Here is an 18,876-nt window from a genome sequence, read left to right on the forward strand (position 1 = left end):
AGCAAAATTGGTCCAGTTCACACGAGATACAAGCAAAATTGGTCCAGTTCACACGAGATACAAAAAAACGAGAAACTGCGAAATGGCGAGTATTTATTAGAAAGACTCCATAATTAAGGGGCCGAACCGGAAAAGGGCAAATCTCCCGAAAATAGATGGAGGTTGTCCATCTAATTCGCTAATTAGCTTGTTTTATAAGAAAATAACTACCTATTTTACAGTTATTTTGGCGCAACGGAAGTTTGGGAGTAGAAGCAAGAGCAGGAGCAGGAGTGGAGCAGTAGCAGTAGTCGGAGTAGTTGTAGTTGTAGTTGTAGTTGTAGTTGAGTTGTAGTTGAGTTGTAGTTGTAGTTGTAGTTGTAGTTGTTCTTGTACTTGTTCTTGTTGACGTGGCTGTAGTTGGTAGTGCCAATGTAGCTAAGGCTACTGGCAATGGTACCTCGAGCAGTGCATCCAACCAAACGCAACCGATGTATACGCATGTAACAGCCAACCGGCGGCATCCGTTTCTAATGCGCTACAACTGCAACCACAATTCACCGCGGCCGCAGATCGCGGAACGCGGTTGGCTTAAATCCCGTTTGTTCCTTGAACATCCGAGAGAAATACGATAATTCCATGCCGAAGGAATCGGCGATTTGGGAGACATTCAGCTCCGTGGTCAGGAGAAGATCCTTGGCTCTTTCGGAGCGCAGATGGTTCATGTATTGGATTGGGGAGTACCCTGTAAATTGTTTGAACGCGTTAATGAAATAATTCGGATGATAATGAGCGAGTTGGGCAAGCGTTTCAATCGAAACCTGTTCGGCCATATGCTGCTCCATGTAGCGGAGAACAACATTCATTTTCTCGTGGGTTGGCGTTGTTGCTAGATTTAACTTCACAGCATCGTTGCCATCTATGAAATCCGCGATCAGTTCATGGAGAATGCCCGTCACCCGGAACTCGGCGGATAAGGCATCACTTCTGCGATACGCAATTAGCTTTTCAAAAGTCTCCTGAAGGGCTGAAGGATCCTTTACTACAATCGAAGGTGACGTGTGCAAAATCTGAAAGAGATCCAAGTCCCCGATTCTTGCCGTAAAATGGCACCAATACTTACCGAAGGTATGCTCACTAATCGTGCCATAAGCTTGATCACTGCCAGCAGGTAGTAAGTAGAGCTCGCCAGGACGCGGATAGTAGGTTTGATTACCTATTTTAACAAAACCTTCGCCTTCCATAATAAAATACAGCCGATTGACAGGGCACGCTGGGTTCTCATCGTTCCAGTTTCGCGTTACTTTCGTATAGGCCGCAAGGTCGACGTCAATTCTAGCTTTTGCCATATATTTCTTCCAAAAGGTACGTTGGCTAGCATTCATATCTGATTTCATTCGTTTATATTCCTTTTACAAATAGTCGGCATATGCCTTCAGCAAATTGTTGCTTCGAGTAACCAAGTACGTCTCTATGGTACGCGTACTGTTCTGGAAAAAGGGAAACGAGCAGCGTATTAACCGTCAGTGTGACGTCTATGTCCTCCATCTCGCCATGATGAATGGCATGTTGAATGAGTGGAGCTAGGATATTGTGAAGTCTGACAAAGAACGGCTTTTTGTGAATGCTGATGCTGCGTTTATCCCCATGCATGGAAGAGATGACAGATAATAGGGAGACATTCTCGTCGACGAAATCAATGATATCATGGATACAAGCGGATAGCTTTGCTAGTCCTGGTCCAACAGGATCACCTATTCGATATTTTTCCTCAAGCATATCAATAAACCGAATAGTTGTTGACTTGATCAAATCGCTGCACACATCACCAATATGTGTATAGCGGCGGTATAAGGTTCCTTGGCCAACACCTGATTCTTTGGCAATTTGATGCATCGTAACGGATTCTATATCATGTGTTTCTAAAAGAGTGCGTGCAGCAGCAAGTATGCGACGACGATACTCCGTATCACGTTCTCCACGGCGACTATTTGGTGGAATGGCATCCTTAATAAGTTGACAGATTCCCTGATGTTGATCATCTGGATGTTTCATAATTTCGTTCCTCCTGGTAGAGAGATCGTCCATGAAAAAATTAATTGACTTTGCGGACAATTGTCCGTAATATGGGGTAGCGGACAATTGTCCTGTAAATATTGTAACACGTGAAGAGAGAGATTGTCTAAGGAGGAGTTAGGAATGAGTCAAAAGGCTGTATCCGGTGGAACCGAGCCGGAATTTAAGATTACGAGCATTCTGGTGCCGTTAATCGCTATTATTACGGGCATATTCATGGTTATCCTCGATACGACAGCAATGAACGTTGCATTGTCGAAGTTAGTGGTTGACTTTAAAACAGATCTACCTACAATTCAATGGGCGGTAACAGGCTATATGCTGGCATCCGCTGCTGTAATTCCATTAGCGGGGTGGTTATCTGACCGTTTTGGAGCAAAAAATGTGTTTCTCACATCCGTATTTCTATTTACGATAGCATCCCTTTTATGTGCGACGCCAAACACGGCTGAAATGTTGATTTTTTTCCGCATTCTGCAAGGTTTAGGCGGGGGCTTCGTGATGCCAGTCGCGATGGCTTATGTATACAGACTGAGTCCGCCGAACAAAATAGGGCAAGTCATGGGTATGCTGGGTGTACCTATTTTATTAGCGCCAGCTATTGGGCCAATCTTGTCAGGATGGTTAGTCGAGTACCATTCTTGGCACTGGATTTTCCTCATTAATTTGCCCGTTGGTATATTTAGCTTAATATTCGGTTTATGGAAATTACCTGTTGTTGCACGTAAAAAAGTTGCCGGCTTTGACCTGCCAGGGATGATCCTGGGTCCGATTGCTTTCGCTTCGCTATCTTATGGTATATCCCAAGGTGCTTCAGGTTGGACTTCCGATAAAGCGCTTGGTGGTATTATCGTTGGTGCCGTTGCATTAATCGCGTTCGTCATTGTTGAGCTCAAGGCGAAAATTCCGTTGCTTGAGCTTCGCGTATTCAAATCATTCGATTTTTCATTTAGTATATTCATTCAATGGGTGATCCAATTCTGTATGTTTGGTGCGATCTTCCTTCTCCCGCAATTCCTACAGCAAGCCCGTGGTTACGGTGCGTTTGATACAGGCTTGACGCTGTTCCCACAAGCGATCGCTTCTGGGCTTATGATGCCAATTGGCGGTTATTTGTTTGATAAAATCGGCGTTCGTTGGTTGGTTGTCATCGGTCTTACACTGGTATCTGGGGCGATTTTCCAATATTCCCATATGGATTTGAGCACACAAAGAACGGATCTTATTCTACCGCTAGCGATGGCTGGGGCAGGTATGGGTCTCATGATGATGCCAATTAACTCTCATTTGATCAAAAAAGCTCCGCAAGACCTCGTCAGCCGTGTTACTTCGTTGACAAGTGCGATGCAGCAAGTAATCAGCTCATTCGGTGTTGCGATCGTCGTGACAATTCTCACGACACGTGTGACAACGTTGATTACGGAGCAGAAGCTTCCTGTGAGTTCGCCTGCAGATATGCAAAAGTCGATGCTATCCGTAGCTCCTGATGCATTCGGGTATACCTTCACATGTATGATGATTATCGCAATGTGCGGAGTCGTTCTTGGACTCTTCCTGCGCCGCGGCAAGACAGAAGCACATCAAGAAGCTCGCACAGACGTAGCGTTGGAAGGATTACATTAAGTTAAATAGATTAAATAAGCCATGCATTTTAGAAAAATTAAAGGCAGCCAGTAAGTAGATCTTCTACTTGCTGGCTGTTTTTATTTTTTTATAGCTGATTATTGGCTCTACTTACAGACAAGCCTTTCTTGGGAATTAATGGATGAACTATGGTTCTAGCCGTTGCAGGCGGACCTGCTGGGGCATATCTTATGAGCAAGGTTTTCGTTACGATCCAGCTCCGAGAACGTGAAGTCCTTCAAAGAGAAGGAGTGTCTGAGAAGGGAGGTGTTATATGAACCGGTGGAACGTGACCTTTGAGACGAAGTGTTATGAAAAGGATTGGCGTTACCTTCTTCAAACACCAAGACTGGAAGCTAATCTTCGCTACAATCGGTTTCCGTTCAAGGAAGCAGTGTTGTACATCAATAACGTCAACGATCCGCAAGAGGTTAGCTTTTATGCCGACAAGTTGGTTCAGAGAGGTGTTCTCACTTCCTATAAAGTCGTTGATCATTATGCACAAGAGGCACTGGACTTCTTCGGAATTGATAAAGACAGTTTTAACGGAGGTTATTATTATTCCATTTCCGAGCTCGTCGCAATTTACTTGTGCAGGGCGGATTATTTGCTTCATTTCTCCAGCGACTCGATACTGGCGGGGCCCTTCGAATGGGTGGAGCAAGCAATTCAGAAAATGGAAGATGACCCCAGGATCAGGGTTGCAAATCCGACCTGGAATTTTAGCTACGAATATGCGAAGCAGGAATCTATAGAGGAGGATGAGCGGTTTTATGTGGGGTATGGATTCTCGGATCAATGCTATCTAATTCGTACCGAAGACTTCAGAGCACGCATCTATAATGAGAAACATCCGGCATCTCTAAGGTACCCGGCATACGGAGGTGAATTGTTTGAGAAAAGGGTGGACTCATGGATGAGAAACCATCAATATTTGCGAATAACGTATAAACATGGCAGCTACATTCACCGTAATTTTACTTAAATATCGGGTAGTGACATACGGGTTTCGAACGATCACTCAAGCTGGTTCAAACTATCTTGAAAGATGTGATGCTATATGATCTGTTTTACAATATTGGCACATGAGAACGAACGCGTACTAACTGAGCAAATAAAAAATATTCGACATTACCTTCCTAATGCCAAGATTGTCTTATACAACGGAGGTACAAATAGGGACTTCGGCAGTTGTCAAGGCATTCCCATATGTCCGTACAGCAGGCCTTTACAATACGGAAAATTAGGCAGATTTCTATATGATGTTATGTATTGGCTTGAAGAAACGAACATGGAATACGATTACCTTGTTAACCTGGACTCCGACGTACTTTTTATCAAGCACGGTTTTGAGTCACTCATCGAAGAGGTAATGGAAGGCTATGACTGCATGGGAGCTCATATGCAAATACAGCGTTCAGCACATGATAATCCACATTTTTATCCGGGGGTTACGCTGTGGAATGAATGGCATCTCTGGCAACCGTTTTTCCAGACAAACTACTTTGTCCGCTATTTTAATCCCTCACAAGTTTATCGTCGCTCCATAGTTAGGAAAATAGTCGATGAGACCGATTTTAATCAGCTCGAGCAATTATTAGCTGCAACGAATACCTTTGCAATGGAAGAAATGCTCTATGCCACACTCGCAATGAAATATGGAGGAAAGTGCCGGGAATATCCTTGGGATTATGAAGAAAGCCTGCAATACGTGCGTACTGTAAAACCTATTTCTTACGATGAAATGAAGGCAGCAAAATTAGAGTCACACTATTATTGGGTTCATCCGGTTAAGGGAGAAACATTTACATTTATGAGCATGTTATCGAAACAACTGGATCATAAGCAGAAATCAGGACAGTAAGCGATATCCTGTTTCCTGTTTCAATTGAAATTGATGCAGATAAACTTCATGGTGAGGGTGGTAGAAAATAATGGTTACAACGCCTAAAAGATTTGCGGCACATATTCTTCTTTTTGATACAAAGAAACTTATTTTAAAGATGTTAGAAAATTGCGGTCCATTTGTTGAAAAGATTTACGTCGCATACAGCAAAGTCCCGTGGAGTTATAATCCTCAAGCCAGAGATGTCATGACGAACACCGCTGATCTTAGTATTTTAATGCAATCTAAATATGCTGATAAAATTGAAATCATCCACGGGATTTGGGACTGGGAGCACGAGCAGAGGAACGCTTGTCTGAAAAAAGCTAAAGAAGATGGTTTTGATTTCTTACTTGTTCAAGATGCAGATGAATTCTATACAACTGAAGCATATGAAAGGATGATTGAAGATATCAGCAGCAATCCTGATTATGACTGTTATGAAACCCCTTGGTGCAATTTCTGGAAATCTTGGGACTACATCTTAGTGAACGAAGCGGGATCCAGTGTTTATGGTTATCGTCCTAATGTAGCAATGAACTGCAAGCGAGACATTTGGTTTACTAACCTTCGTGGTCCAGGATACGCTGCGAAAGTCAAAATACTCAATTCGTTATGTTTTCACGGAGGTTATGTACTTGAAGATGAAGAGGTATACCGTAAAATTAATTCGTGGGGCCATGCTTTAGATTTCGACCGTGAAGCCTGGTACTCTAATAAGTGGCTGAATTGGTCGGAAGACAGCGAAGATTTGCACCCTACCCATCCTTATGTATGGAAAAGAGCAGTTAAATTTACTGGTGTTCTGCCAGAAGTTCTCCGAAATGATAAGGCAGCAACGACCAGCATCCGTAAGGCAGATGAATCTGAATCTCCTAACATCGATATTATTAGACATTCGAGCATAAGCCATTGGCTTCATACTATTCAAACGATTGACGGGTGGCTATCCTATATTGAACAAATCGCTTTGCTGCACATTCCACTTATGGTGAATCACATAGATGGGGCTATTGTAGAAATTGGTTCTTATAAAGGAAAAAGCACCGCTTGCCTGGCCATTGGAAGCAATCTCTTTACAGAAAAGAAAAAGAAGGTCTTCGCCATTGATCCATTCATAATATCCTCGCCAGAAGAATTCCGAATTAATATAGAAAAAATTGAATTGCCGAACACGATTATTTCGATCCCCAAATTCAGCACGGAAGCATATGAGGATTGCCCTGATTCCATAGCAGCCTTATTCATTGATGGTGATCATAGTTACTGGGGTGTCAAACATGATATTGATTACTATGCTGTAAGGGTCGTACCTGGCGGGATTGTAGCTTTTCACGATTATACGAATTCCCCAGATGTTAAACAAGCAGTGGATGAACTGTGCAGAAATCCAAATTATCGATATTTATGCGATTACGATAGTATGAGGATTATTCGCAGAATTGGCTAATAACCTTACATGTAAAATGGAGGAGTGACATGGAAAGTAAACCGCTCGTCAGTATTTTGATTCCTTCTTATAACAGGCCAGATTATTTGAGATTAGCTCTAGAAAGCGCCATTAATCAAACCTATCCGAATATTGAAATCATAATTTGTGATGACAGCACAGACATGGGCGTATGGGTTATGATACAGCCTTATCTGGCCATTTACCCGAATGTCAAGTATTTCAAAAACGACACCGTGTTATTTGTGGGAAATTGGAACAAGTGTTTTGAATTATCCACCGGCGAATATGTGAACTACTTAATGGATGATGATTTGTTTCACCCCGAGAAAATAGAGCGAATGATGGATTGCTTCTTGGAGATGCCTGATATCTCGCTAGTTACTTCCTACCGCCAATTGATCGACGGATCCGGGAACGAAAGACCACCTGTATATGCAACACGAAGATTGTTCAATGAGACGACAGTGTTGAACGGAATTGATTTTGGTAATGACATATTGTGTCACGGATATAATGTGATCGGAGAGCCGACTACTGTACTTTTTCGAAAAAAGGATTTAATTGAACCATTCGGCATTCTTTGTGGTAGACAGTTTACGACCATCAATGACTTGGCGACATGGCTCTCGCTTCTTGCTCGGGGCAACGCCGTCTATTTACCTGAGAGCCTCAGTTATTTCCGTATACATTTCGGACAGAATCAAAACTCTCTTGGCAAGACTTTTTTTGCAGATTGGAGCGAAATGACGATAAATGCAAGAAAGGCAGGTTTTTTACAGGACTCGAACCAATACAGGTCTGCACTTACTTTACAAGTGGAAAGGCTTAATGAGATGTTATCGTATCCTTCTTTTTCAGATTATGTTCCGAAAATCAATGAACAGCGGAAAAAGATCGAAACCATCATTTCCAGCCTGTGAGGAAGTTCTAATGCCGACTAAGGAAGTGTACAACATGAGTATTCAATTATTTGTACCCAAATTTAGAATAGAAGAATGTCTGGAAGAAATCCGAGAATGTTTAGAAAAAGGCTGGACTGGTCTAGGATTTAAAACGATAGAATTTGAAGATAAATGGAAAGAATACACGCAATTGTCTCATGCGCATTTTATTAATTCAGCTACAGCAGGGCTTCATTTAGCTTTGAAAGTATTGAAAATGGAAAATAAATGGGAAGATGGAGACGAGATAATAACGACGCCATTGACGTTTGTTTCAACCAATCATACGATCCTGTATGAGAATCTGCATCCTGTTTTTGCAGATGTTGACGACCAATTATGTTTAGATCCTATAGATGTGAAGAAAAAGATTACAAAAAAGACTAAAGCGGTACTTTTCGTGGGATTGGGGGGGAATGTCGGTCAATACGAGAAAATAGTTGAGTTATGTAGGGAGCATCATTTAAAGCTTATTTTAGATGCTGCTCATATGGCAGGAACTAGGGTATATGGCAGAATTCCCGGGCATGAAGCTGATGTGGTCGTTTATTCATTTCAAGCCGTGAAAAATTTACCAACAGCAGATTCTGGCATGATTTGCTTTAAAGAGCAAAAATACGATGAACTCTGTAGAAAATTGACTTGGCTTGGTATCAATAAAGATACGTATCAACGAACAAGCAGTAAAGGGGCTTATAGATGGAAATACGATGTGGATTTGTTGGGATATAAATATCACGGAAACTCCATAATGGCCGGAATCGGGTTAGTACAATTGAAATATTTAGATCAGGATAATGCCTATAGGAGACAAATTGCAAGCTGGTATGATCAGAATTTTAATAATGTTCACATGCAAATAAGATCGATTGGCGTATCGCCGAATTGTGAGTCCTCCAGACATTTATTCGTAATTGAAATTGATCGTAGAGATGAAGTGTTATTAGCATTGAACGAGAGCGGCATCTACCCGGGTGTTCATTATAGGGATAATACTGTATATCCTCTTTATAAATATGGACAACAAACATGCCCTAACGCGAAAAGATTGAGTGAACGGATTCTTTCTTTACCTCTTCATTTGAATTTATCTAAAAAAGACGTAGATTATGTTTCTGATATGGTGATCCAATATACCAGTCATTCTGGGGGAACCAATGGACCATAATTATATTGTTAAAAGCGAAGATTTCATGCTAAGACCTCTTGAATTTGGGGATCTAGAAGATCTAAGAAAGTGGCGAAATACAGACACGATCCGCAAGTGGTTTGTTGATCAAAGCTTAATTACCAGTTCGCAACAAGCGAACTGGTACACGAACTATCTGAAAAAAGAAAACGATTTATTTTTTATTATTGTTGATTTGAAAATAAGCCTGAGACCTGTTGGCGCATGTTCGTTGTACAATATTAATTATGAAGGCAAGGAAGCTGAATTCGGGAGATTTATGATTGGTGATCCAGCTGCCAGAGGGATAGGTTTAGGGCAAAAAACATTAGAGGCGATCTGTGAATTCAGCAGAGAGGTTCTAAGTTTAAATTCCATGTATCTAGAAGTTTTGAGTGATAATAAAGCAGCGATTAAAGTCTATGAAAGAGTTGGTTATAAAATCATAGATGGATTCATATCGAAGAATACCATCAAGATGTCTAAGCAATTGAATACTTTAATATATGGGAGTGTTATTGAATGAAAATAGATTTGGGCTGTGGGTACAGGATCCACCCTGGTTATATAGGTTTGGATAGTAAGCAACTCCCAGGTGTTGAAATTGTTTGTGATCTTAATGAAGTTCTGCCATTAGACAATGATTCAGTTGATTATATACTTGCATCTCATTCTTTGGAACATATAGATGATTTATTAAAGACCATGAAAGAAATATACAGGATATGCAAGCATAAAGCGATTGTTTGTATCGTTGCACCTTATTATAATACTTCGTTAAATTTGGCGAATCCGTATCATAAACAGGTGTTTAATGAACATACACCTAGATTTTTTACGAAATTCGACAATTTTATCATTCCTTATGAAGATTTTAAATTTCCTCATGCAGAAAATTGGGGGTTAGTTGAAAGTGAAAATTCCAAGGCCGATATGGACTTTCGCTGTGTGAGAATGGAATTCTTTTATTTCCCGGAATACTTACACCTCTCTGAGACTGAAAAAAGAAAACTGAGAAATAAAGAGTCCAATGTAGTAGATCAAATCATGTATCATCTTGTTGTTAATAAAATGAATATATCGGACGCTGAGTTATTGGATATCGCTAAAAATACTAGTCTCGAAGAGCCAGATCATGTCTCATATCGAAGAAAAAAGGATGAAGAAAAGAAAAACCTGCATAACGGAATTGACAATCGATAAGAGGCTGATGGCTGTCGTTTCACGATAAAAAGCTGGTAGTTCGAACCTATTTCCATGTTCGATTTCCTACCAGCTTTTTGTAATTAAGGCAAACGCACCGATGCGCGGTACAGCTTGCTGTTCCAATCTACGGTGCTTTTGAGCGATTCAGCAACGAGACGAAGTGGGACATACATCCGGCTGTCGCCCATGATTTGCAAGGGAACAGGGACAGAAACGGATTTGCCGTTCACGGTAGCGACAGAACTGCCATCCTGCAGCTTCAAAGTTACGCCGGCATTCGTTATCGTTGCTGTTCGAGTTGATGCATCCCAAGTAAACTTGGCGTTCATGGCTGTAATAAAGGGACGGATCGGGACGACGGTCGTTTCTTTATCAATGAAGCCGGTAAAATCCGAAATATATTGTCCGTTAATATCAATTTGTACCTTGGGCTTATCCAGCTTTCGGACGACAAGTACATTACTAAGTTTCCGACCTGGATACGTCATCATGGTACCGTTCGCATATAGCCCTGAACTTGCGCCACCATCCATATTCATCGCTTCTTTTAATCCAAGCGCAATCGAAATTGCCGCAAGCTCTGATAAAGTTGCGTTGGGCACACTGCCCATGATTAGGCGATTGGAACCATCGATCCCAACGAAGCTTCTAGCCGCGGAAGATTGTGTGACTTTCGGATCCGTAAAGCCGTCTCTACTTACATTAATATCTGAAGTGCCGTTCGTTACGAGTTTTGGACCTACGCCGATTGCGGACAACCAGGTTTTGGCATCGAGATTACTTCCACCTTCACCCTTCGCAAGGATATCCTTCGTGATTCGGTCACCTACGTCCAGCTTGGTCAGGACATTTTGCTTATTGTTGGCACTGTTACCGACGAATAACACATATCCGCCTGCCGGTACTGATACGGAGTCTTGTGTAATGCGAGTGATAATTCCTTCGCTGATCACCACTTTGGTTCCATTGGGAGAGCCGATCCAGCGGCCAAAGTCCGACGTATACCAGACAATTTGGTCGGTGCTCGTGTCTCCGTAATATTTGTTAATACCCCAAGGATTAATGGTATAAGTACCGTTGCCCTCGCTGGTGCGAATGGCAATGTCGAGATTGACGAACTGTATGTCAGGCACCTTGTCTTTGTTTAGAAAAAGCGTTTGATTTTCCCCAGAATGCATCGGCTCACCTGATTTAAGCAGCGTCCCATTGGGGTAGCGGATATAAGGGTCAGATTCGTACGCGTTGAAAAAAGTTCCGTTAATCGCCGCGACACCGTTCTCTCGATCAACGATAGATTGCATGGCCTCATCGTGCCCGATACCACCGTCGGCTAAGGCTGGGACAAGTTCAAGCGTCGGATCGGTGAGGTCAACGGTGACCGTTTTTACTGTGAAGTTTTTGCCGGAAGCGTACACGAGTTTCGTTGACGCGTTAACAGAGGAGGAATAAGCTGCGGAAGCTGACGCTCCTCCCGAGATAAGTGCTGCAGTTAGAAGCAGGGCAGCACATGGTTTGATAAGTTTTGTATGAAACATGCAGATTTCTCCTTCGATAGATGAGATGTCGAAATTTGATGAAATATATACTATCGATTATAGCATTCGGATGAGCTGTTGTGTTTAAGACGTAGGGGGAGAGAAGGATACAACCAAATTAGCTAGTGGTAAATAGCGATTCGGTAGAGTGTTCCTCAGAATTTGTGATGGTGAGTGTGCATGTGGTGGCTAAATAGTTAGTTGAGTAGCTTATTTTGGGGAATTCAGTTCGAAAGCCCCGCCGCGGTAAAGGCAGCGAACCAGCAGAAATAGCGCCCTAAACGGACGCTATTTCCGGTTCGCAGGCAGGGGCGAAGGTCAATAAGGCCCTTTAGGGCCTTATTGTGTGTGAAGCGGCTGCCAAGGCAGCGAACCAGCGGAAATAGCGCCCTAAATGGGCGCTATTTCCAGTTCGCAGGCAGGGGCGAGGGTCAATAAGGCCCTTTTAGGGCCTTAAAGTGTGTGAAGCGGCTGCCAAGGCAGCGAACCAGCAGAAATAGCGCCCTAAACGGGCGCTATTTCCAGTTCGCAGGCAGGCGCGGAGGGTCAATAAGGCCCTCTACACGGAGACAGCCCTTTCATAGAGGTTTTGCTTCCAATCACCAAGACTTCCGCAGTGTAAACAAATCCTGCAGCTCATCATTCGAAAGCTCGGTTATCCAGCCTTCGGAGGAGGAGATGACGTTGTCGCTGAGGCTCATTTTGCTCTCGAGCATCTCGTCGATCCGCTCTTCCAATGTGCCGAGCGAGATGAACTTGTGGACCTGCACGTTCCGTGTTTGGCCCATTCGATACGCGCGGTCGGTCGCTTGGTTCTCGACCGCGGGATTCCACCAGCGGTCGAAGTGGAACACGTGATTCGCCGCGGTCAAGTTCAACCCGACGCCGCCGGCTTTCAGCGACAGCACGAAAATACTCGGCCCCTCGCCGTCAGCGGCTTGGAACCGCTCAATCATGCGGTCGCGTTCCTGCTTCGGCGTGCTCCCGTTGAGGTAGAACACCGGCTCTCCGCGCTGCGCGGAGAGCACACTCGCCAGCATGCGGCCCATGCCCACATACTGCGTGAAGATCAAACACGAATCGCCCTCGTCGCGGAGCTCATCGACCATCGCAACAAGCCGCTCCAGCTTCGCGGAGCGCAGTACCAACTCAGCGCGGCTTTCCTCGCGCTGAGCCATTTCCTCAGCCAGCTCCGCTTCCTTCGTAAGCAGCATTGGATGATCACACAGCTGTTTCAGCTGTGTCAATGCGCCAAGGATCGCGCCTTTGCGCTCCATGCCCTCGAGCTTCTTCATGCGCTCCATGAGATCCTTGACGGTCTGCTCGTACATCGCGCCTTGCTCGGCCGTCAAGTTGATGTAGACCTTCATTTCCAGCTTATCCGGCAAATCGAGCTGGATGGCAGGATCTTTCTTTTTGCGGCGCAGCATAAAAGGTTTAACCAACTGTTGCAATTGCGCAGTCCGCTCAGTATCCTGGTGCTTCTCAATCGGATTCGCGAAGCGAACTTGAAACCCGCGCTGGTTCCCGAGATAACCTGGATTCAGGAAATCATAGATGGACCACAGTTCTGACAATCGATTCTCAATCGGCGTCCCCGTGAGGGCTATGCGATGAACTGCGTTCAATGAGCGAATCGCGGCGGATTGCTTGTTTTGCGCATTCTTAATATTTTGAGCTTCATCCAAGCAGAGAGAGCTCCACATGTACGGTTGAAGTGTTTCTTGATCCATGAGTGCTGTCGTGTAGGAAGTAAGGACGATATCGACGCCTTGCAAAGCATCATCCAGTGCGGCTCCGCCCAGACGACCTTTCCCATAATGCAGCATAACATTAAGCTCTGGTGCGAAGCGCGCAAGCTCTTTCTGCCAGTTCCCCAGTACAGAAGTTGGGCAAATCAGAAGTGCAGGCTGTTCAGAAATCGGCTTGTGATGCAGTAAATACGTGATGAATTGGACGGTTTTACCAAGTCCCATATCATCAGCCAAGCACGCACCGAGGCCGAACTTTCGCAGATAGGTTAACCATGTAAATCCTTGATGCTGATAACCGCGCAACTCGGCGCGAAGCCCTTGCGGCACGGGGATAAGCTCCAGATCAGAAGGCTGTCCTAGCTGCCGAACCAACGCAAGCAGATGTCCGTTCAGCTCGACCTCAAGTTGTAGGCGAGCTTCCTCTTCGGGATCCGCCTCATCCAAATGATCGCCATCCCAGGAGGAGGATTTCACCTTATCCCGCTCTAGCTCACTTAACAAGTGCAGCTGGAAAATATCTTGCAGCGACAAGCCCTCCGCTGGATCGATGCTGTCCATGAGGCGACGGATTTGGTCCAGGAAGGCAGGATCCAAATAGATCCACTGCCCACGGAAACGAACTAACCGTTCGTTGCGGGTGAGCAGGCTGTTGAATTCCGCTTCACTCAATTCGGAATCTCCGATGGCGATACGCCAATCGAAATTGACGAGCGAGTTCATGCCGAACAAGGACTCGCTTTTGCCGCCGCCTCCCCCGGCACCGCTGCCTGCTTCAGCAGCGACTTTGGCACTCAGGCGTGGCTTCCGCTTCGCCGCGGCTTCCCACCAAGCCGGCAGCATAACGTTCCAGCCGTCCTCGAGCAAAATGCGGCTGTCCTTGGTCAGGAACGTCCAGGCCGAGTCATCGCTCATCGGATGTGCGAGTAATTCCCCGTCATCGGCTATGCGGGGTAAAGCTTCTAATAATCGCGTTACCCAGCCGGGCGCACGCTCCACCACATGAGGCGTCCATTCCGACGCCCATTGGCCAGACGCTGTTCCATCCACATGCAGCCGAATCGGCGTCAGCAGGGTACTGTCATGCTTGTCCTGCAGGACGAGTCGCAACCGCCAGTCTTCTTCTAGCTCATCTGGCTCAAGCAGCTGCAGAGCAGGGCGGAAAGGCGCTAAGTCCGGCCGCCAGCCCATGGCAGAGAGCCATTCATTCTCAGTAAAAGCAGCTGGAGAATCGTCCGCTAAGTTAGCCTTCCGATTCGCCGCAAATAACGCTGGATAATCTCGACGCAAATCAGCCATAGCGGTCGCATCCGCATAATGAGCCTCTATGACCGCTGCTGAGAATACAGCGCGCAATCCTGTCTCGTTATGATCATCGCCGCTCTCTAGCAAGTGCCAATCAACAGCGGCCAATTCTTCCGCATTCCGATCCCAAGTCCATACTAACTGACCATTGCGGAAATCCTCATAGCTCGGTATATAGAGCCCTTTCTGAGCGGCTTCGTAGAGAAGTGGAGCCATATGTAACATCATCTTTGACGATTCAGTGCCCATTTCCCAGCTTACAATATCCATGAAATTCGGCTCGGCAAAAAAGGCAAGAACCTGCTCCGCAGGGAGAATCGTCACCACAAGCTCACCAGCTTGCTGTGTCTCCAGTAAAGTGCCATAGAGTGAAGGCTCATGCCATGTGAATAAGAGCTTGCGGAAGTGGTCACCTGAGACTTCTCGGCCATCTTTGAAGCCCCAGAGCAAGGCATCCCCGCGATCAGTTAGGGACATACATAATGACATTTCATGCAGTTTGGTGCTCATTCTAGCAGCTTCCCTTTCTTCAATTCTTCTTGCAAGGCGCGCAGCCTGCTAAACCGATTGACGAATCGGGTGAAGAATGCTTCCCATCGTTCGGGTTGCTTCATTTTTTTATAAACCTTTTCCAAACGTTTCAGCAGCCGCACTGCGGCTTTGTAGTCATGACGATTTTTAAGTCGAATGTAGTGCTCCACCGCTTGATGATAATAAGGTAGTAGTAGCTCAGGCGACTCTTTCTCAATAGGCTGCAGCACATTTACTCGATGTGTAAAAGGGTCGTAGCCCTGTGCAATTTGCATTTCGATCCACGGCTTCCATTGGCGCTTCTCATAGTAAAGGGATTCAATGATGCGATACGTGGTTGGCAAAAGCTCTTCTAACGACTTCCACATGTCGGACTCCGCTTCAGGCAATTCACCTATGACCAGCTTCCAATAGGAGACGTAGACGTCTACTTCTAGATGTCTTTTTCCATGATAGAAAGAACTCAATCTACGCAACCAATGAACCAACTCATGCCAATCATTCGTGTGCTGCATGTTGTCAAGGAATGGCTTGAACAGAAGCGTTGGCGCTTCTTTGAATGTTGCGTGTGATACTAATGTATCCCAGGCAAGACTTGATTTCCCTTGACGAAGATACAGATACGCTCGTCCTGCACATAGGGAAAAGGAGAGATCCGCCGCTTCCATCTCTTCGAAAGCCGTTATTTCCGAAGCAATCAAGCTGCTTTCCTCACCACTAACATGATAAGCCCAGAACGTTGTAAACACCCTGAAGTGGTGCAGCTTCTTCGGCGATTCGATGGCCATTTGCGCGCGAAGATAGGCGGAAGTTTGCGTTAATTTATCCCCATGCTGCATGACATCCAACGACTTGGCCGTTTCTTTCAACCATTCATCCAACTCATCACTCAAATGATAGACTGTTGCGGCCGTGTAAAAGGTGACACCAGCTTGGGCATTTTGCTCTACGATTTTGCGCAAAATGAAGAGTCGCTGATGGAATTCGAAATAAAAATGATCCGTTTCGGAGAAAGGAATCGGTGTACGTTTGAGATTGGCGAATTGCCCCCGCAATAATTCAACATAGTTCCATTGTTCGTAGGAGGGCTTAAGATGATAGGTGTAATGCTCCATGAATTTATGCCAGCCATCCACAGTCATTCCCGGTAATTGCTCCAAAGTTGATACGTTTGAGGATTGCGCAGCTACGCGTTTCAACGCCATCTTGGCATTCATGATTTGGGAAGCGGGATAGCCTTGGCGATCTGCCAGCTCCATTAAGGCAGCCGCCACGTGCTTGCAGGATATCTTAACAGGGCAGGTGCAAGAGCTGGCTTTCAACTGATTAAGATCAATGCCAACCTGACACTTCTCGCCAAACTCTTCCACGACGGCGTTTACCTTCTTCAACTCTGTAGAAATTGCTAGAGACGTTACCATCTGTTGTTTATAAAAATGAAAGCCCCGACTTAGCGTAACTTCGGTATACGTTTCGGCCACATATTCAAGTAATTTCGACCATTGGTCATCATTCAGAACGGGTGTAGAAGACATGAGTAAACTCCTTTAGATTCTAACAATAAGAACACATGTCTCTATTATAAAATGTAAGAACTAACTTGTAAATTTTATAAAGACAAATTATACTTTCCTACAATACAGAAGGATTTATCCACCCAATGAGATTGCTAAGACTGGCTTGAATGAATGTGTCTCTTGACAATTCATACTGTAACTAATATAATTACAGTATGAATTAATATTTCAAGTGAAGGTGGCGAGGCGTATGTTGAATGTTGCAATTGGTGATTGGGTAGTCGCAACAACAAGTGAAGATGAAATGGTTCATGGGTATGTGGAAGCGATCGCTTGGCAGCATGGTATCGCCTTCGTTCATGTCATTGCTTCCGATCAAGATGAAATTATTGGACATCAAATTGAAGTGAAACTCTCCAGTGTGAAGGCACTGCCAATAAGTGGACTTGATTCAGAAGATGGCGTACGCAGTATGATTGATATTGCCCTTGGCATCAAGGATGAGATGTGGTTTATGGAGTTAACGGATACTTTACTGTCTTTACAATTGGGCGGAGCTAAGTCAACCAAAGACAAAGTGATTCCAGGTTTCTATGCGAACCGTCTCGGTGTGGATCAGTTGTGATGGTTGAAAACATAAGAAGCCAATCTAATCGATAACTTGCCTTGCAGGTGAATCGGTTGGGTTGGCTTTTTCGTTATGGGAGCTTGCTGGAGGGGACGTTGATGGTGGTTGAGTATGATAAGTGGCATGAGTGTGATCGTGGAATGAGCATAAGCTTGATTAGTGGGAGTACGACTTGGCTGCTGATGAGTCCAATGGCAGGTTATTTAGGATGTTAAAAGGATCCTCGATCCGCGATGAGCTCCAAAGTGAAGGTTGCCTCATAGTTACGGAACGACGATCCCTTATTTAGGTGAAAAGTGTGAATTTGGTCCTCAGAATGACGCTGATCCTTAAATGACTCCGTGCACAGAGTAATCTGTTAAACTGATGCTAAGTCGATGTCGCAGTGCTTCCCGCAGTGCTTCCTGCATCATTTCCCGTGTTCCTCGGATTTCCCGTTTTATTTCCCGTGTCACTTCCCGCAACTGCCATGTTCCCCGCGGACTTCGCGGCTAGTACACCTTTCGCGACTTCCGCAGCGAATAGCGTTTGCATTTCGGCGATTTTCTTGGCGTCGGCTGTTTCTATTTTATCAGCAAAATATTTCTCAATGAATAGCTCCCAGGTGGGAACGACTTTCTGTGTCGTGATGGTTTTTACGGCTGTTTTGATCAGCCTGCGCTCCTTGGCATTCGTGTACATGTCCACGTACTGCTGCTTGCGTTCAAAGTCTAGTTCAGTGAAGATTGAGCGGAATACCTCCGCTGTCATCTTCGCATCGTCCAACGCCCTGTGCGCAGTCCCCTCAGCGACGATATTCAAATCAATAAGCGCTGCTTCGACGCTGACGTCATTGGTTACTTTTTTGAAGCGGGTGAACCCTTTCAATAAGTCAAAATAGTGCGCTGCCATCCAATATGCATCATCTAATTTGTGCATCCGCGTATCGAACACGATGCGTTTGAGATCCTCGCCACCCCAAGTGACAAGCAGCAGTTCTTCACTCCGTCCGAGCCAAGCCAAGAAGTCGGCAATCACTTTGCGGAAGCCAGCCGCTTCATCAATATCTTCTTGGGGAATCCCCGTTTTTTTCTTAATAAAAGCGTTTAATTTAGAGAAGTATACAGGCTTGATCAATGCCGAGAATTCATCTACTTGTTTCAGTGAATCGTCTAAGCGAACTGCACCGATCTCAATTACTTCCATAGGTAACTCACTGGCAAACTTGCGGCCGTTAAATTCGATATCTAATATAATGTAATCCATGATGTGCCCCCGTTTCATCTCGATCCTATCATT

At 44.8% G+C, this 18,876-nt stretch carries 15 protein-coding genes; 9 read left to right on the forward strand and 6 right to left on the reverse strand.

Translation table 11 applies throughout. From position 1 onward, the window contains the following. Nucleotides 1-536: 536 nt before the first annotated feature. Both ASG89_RS27380 and ASG89_RS27385 read right to left on the reverse strand, forming a co-directional pair. Nucleotides 537-1,376, reverse strand: coding sequence for a helix-turn-helix domain-containing protein (locus tag ASG89_RS27380; RefSeq protein WP_057314326.1), 840 nt, complete (start codon nucleotides 1,374-1,376; stop codon nucleotides 537-539). A gap of 4 nt (nucleotides 1,377-1,380) precedes the next feature. After that, on the reverse strand, nucleotides 1,381-2,034 hold the full coding sequence (locus tag ASG89_RS27385) for a TetR/AcrR family transcriptional regulator (RefSeq protein ID WP_057314327.1): 654 nt from the start codon (nucleotides 2,032-2,034) through the stop codon (nucleotides 1,381-1,383). A gap of 144 nt (nucleotides 2,035-2,178) precedes the next feature. On the opposite strand from ASG89_RS27385, the gene ASG89_RS27390 reads away from it, so the two are divergent. The 8 genes from ASG89_RS27390 to ASG89_RS27425 all read left to right on the forward strand — a co-directional run bounded on the left by ASG89_RS27390 (nucleotide 2,179) and on the right by ASG89_RS27425 (nucleotide 10,328). Beyond that, entirely contained in the window at nucleotides 2,179-3,678 is a 1,500-nt protein-coding gene (locus tag ASG89_RS27390) for an MDR family MFS transporter (RefSeq protein WP_057314329.1), read from the forward strand. Nucleotides 3,679-3,952: 274 nt separating this feature from the next. Further along, the gene (locus tag ASG89_RS27395) at nucleotides 3,953-4,663 is read left to right on the forward strand and encodes a hypothetical protein (RefSeq protein WP_057314331.1); all 711 of its coding nucleotides are present in this window, start codon (nucleotides 3,953-3,955) and stop codon (nucleotides 4,661-4,663) included. Between the two features lie 282 nt (nucleotides 4,664-4,945). After that, on the forward strand, nucleotides 4,946-5,542 hold the full coding sequence (locus ASG89_RS27400) for a hypothetical protein (RefSeq protein WP_157276837.1): 597 nt from the start codon (nucleotides 4,946-4,948) through the stop codon (nucleotides 5,540-5,542). A 70-nt stretch (nucleotides 5,543-5,612) separates the two neighbouring features. Next, nucleotides 5,613-7,013 carry a class I SAM-dependent methyltransferase gene (locus ASG89_RS37965; protein WP_235549955.1) on the forward strand — a complete coding sequence of 467 codons (1,401 nt, stop codon included), beginning with the start codon at nucleotides 5,613-5,615 and terminating at the stop codon, nucleotides 7,011-7,013. Between the two features lie 29 nt (nucleotides 7,014-7,042). Continuing rightward, nucleotides 7,043-7,936 (forward strand): glycosyltransferase family 2 protein, encoded by an 894-nt coding sequence (locus ASG89_RS27410; protein ID WP_057314333.1) that lies wholly within the window; start codon nucleotides 7,043-7,045, stop codon nucleotides 7,934-7,936. Between the two features lie 34 nt (nucleotides 7,937-7,970). Continuing rightward, complete coding sequence (locus ASG89_RS27415) at nucleotides 7,971-9,125, forward strand: DegT/DnrJ/EryC1/StrS family aminotransferase (RefSeq protein ID WP_057314334.1); 1,155 nt, start codon at nucleotides 7,971-7,973, stop codon at nucleotides 9,123-9,125. Then, complete coding sequence (locus ASG89_RS27420; protein ID WP_057314335.1) at nucleotides 9,115-9,651, forward strand: GNAT family N-acetyltransferase; 537 nt, start codon at nucleotides 9,115-9,117, stop codon at nucleotides 9,649-9,651. Before ASG89_RS27415 ends, ASG89_RS27420 begins: the two co-directional genes overlap by 11 nt. Further along, complete coding sequence (locus tag ASG89_RS27425; RefSeq protein ID WP_057314336.1) at nucleotides 9,648-10,328, forward strand: class I SAM-dependent methyltransferase; 681 nt, start codon at nucleotides 9,648-9,650, stop codon at nucleotides 10,326-10,328. The genes ASG89_RS27420 and ASG89_RS27425 overlap by 4 nt, the downstream gene beginning before the upstream one ends. An 83-nt stretch (nucleotides 10,329-10,411) precedes the next feature. Here ASG89_RS27425 and ASG89_RS27430 read toward each other — a convergent pair whose 3' ends face one another. From ASG89_RS27430 to ASG89_RS27440, 3 genes are all read right to left on the reverse strand, one after another. Further along, a complete protein-coding gene (locus ASG89_RS27430) occupies nucleotides 10,412-11,866 on the reverse strand; it encodes a stalk domain-containing protein (RefSeq protein WP_057314337.1) in 1,455 nt (484 codons plus the stop codon). A 599-nt stretch (nucleotides 11,867-12,465) separates the two neighbouring features. Further along, a complete protein-coding gene (locus ASG89_RS27435; RefSeq protein WP_057314338.1) occupies nucleotides 12,466-15,432 on the reverse strand; it encodes a DEAD/DEAH box helicase in 2,967 nt (988 codons plus the stop codon). Further along, nucleotides 15,429-16,988: an SWIM zinc finger family protein gene (locus tag ASG89_RS27440; protein WP_057314340.1), complete on the reverse strand. Its 1,560-nt coding sequence runs from the start codon at nucleotides 16,986-16,988 to the stop codon at nucleotides 15,429-15,431. Before ASG89_RS27440 ends, ASG89_RS27435 begins: the two co-directional genes overlap by 4 nt. Before the next feature lie 232 nt (nucleotides 16,989-17,220). On the opposite strand from ASG89_RS27440, the gene ASG89_RS27445 reads away from it, so the two are divergent. Continuing rightward, nucleotides 17,221-17,595 (forward strand): hypothetical protein, encoded by a 375-nt coding sequence (locus tag ASG89_RS27445; protein WP_057314342.1) that lies wholly within the window; start codon nucleotides 17,221-17,223, stop codon nucleotides 17,593-17,595. A 372-nt stretch (nucleotides 17,596-17,967) separates the two neighbouring features. On the opposite strand, the gene ASG89_RS27450 is transcribed toward ASG89_RS27445, so the two are convergent. Continuing rightward, nucleotides 17,968-18,843, reverse strand: a complete 876-nt coding sequence (locus tag ASG89_RS27450; protein ID WP_082593650.1) for a 3'-5' exonuclease — start codon at nucleotides 18,841-18,843, stop codon at nucleotides 17,968-17,970. Nucleotides 18,844-18,876: the final 33 nt, after the last annotated feature.

Origin of the sequence: Paenibacillus sp. Soil766 (assembly GCF_001428105.1) — a bacterium.
Classification (GTDB): Bacteria; Bacillota; Bacilli; order Paenibacillales; family NBRC-103111; genus Paenibacillus_E.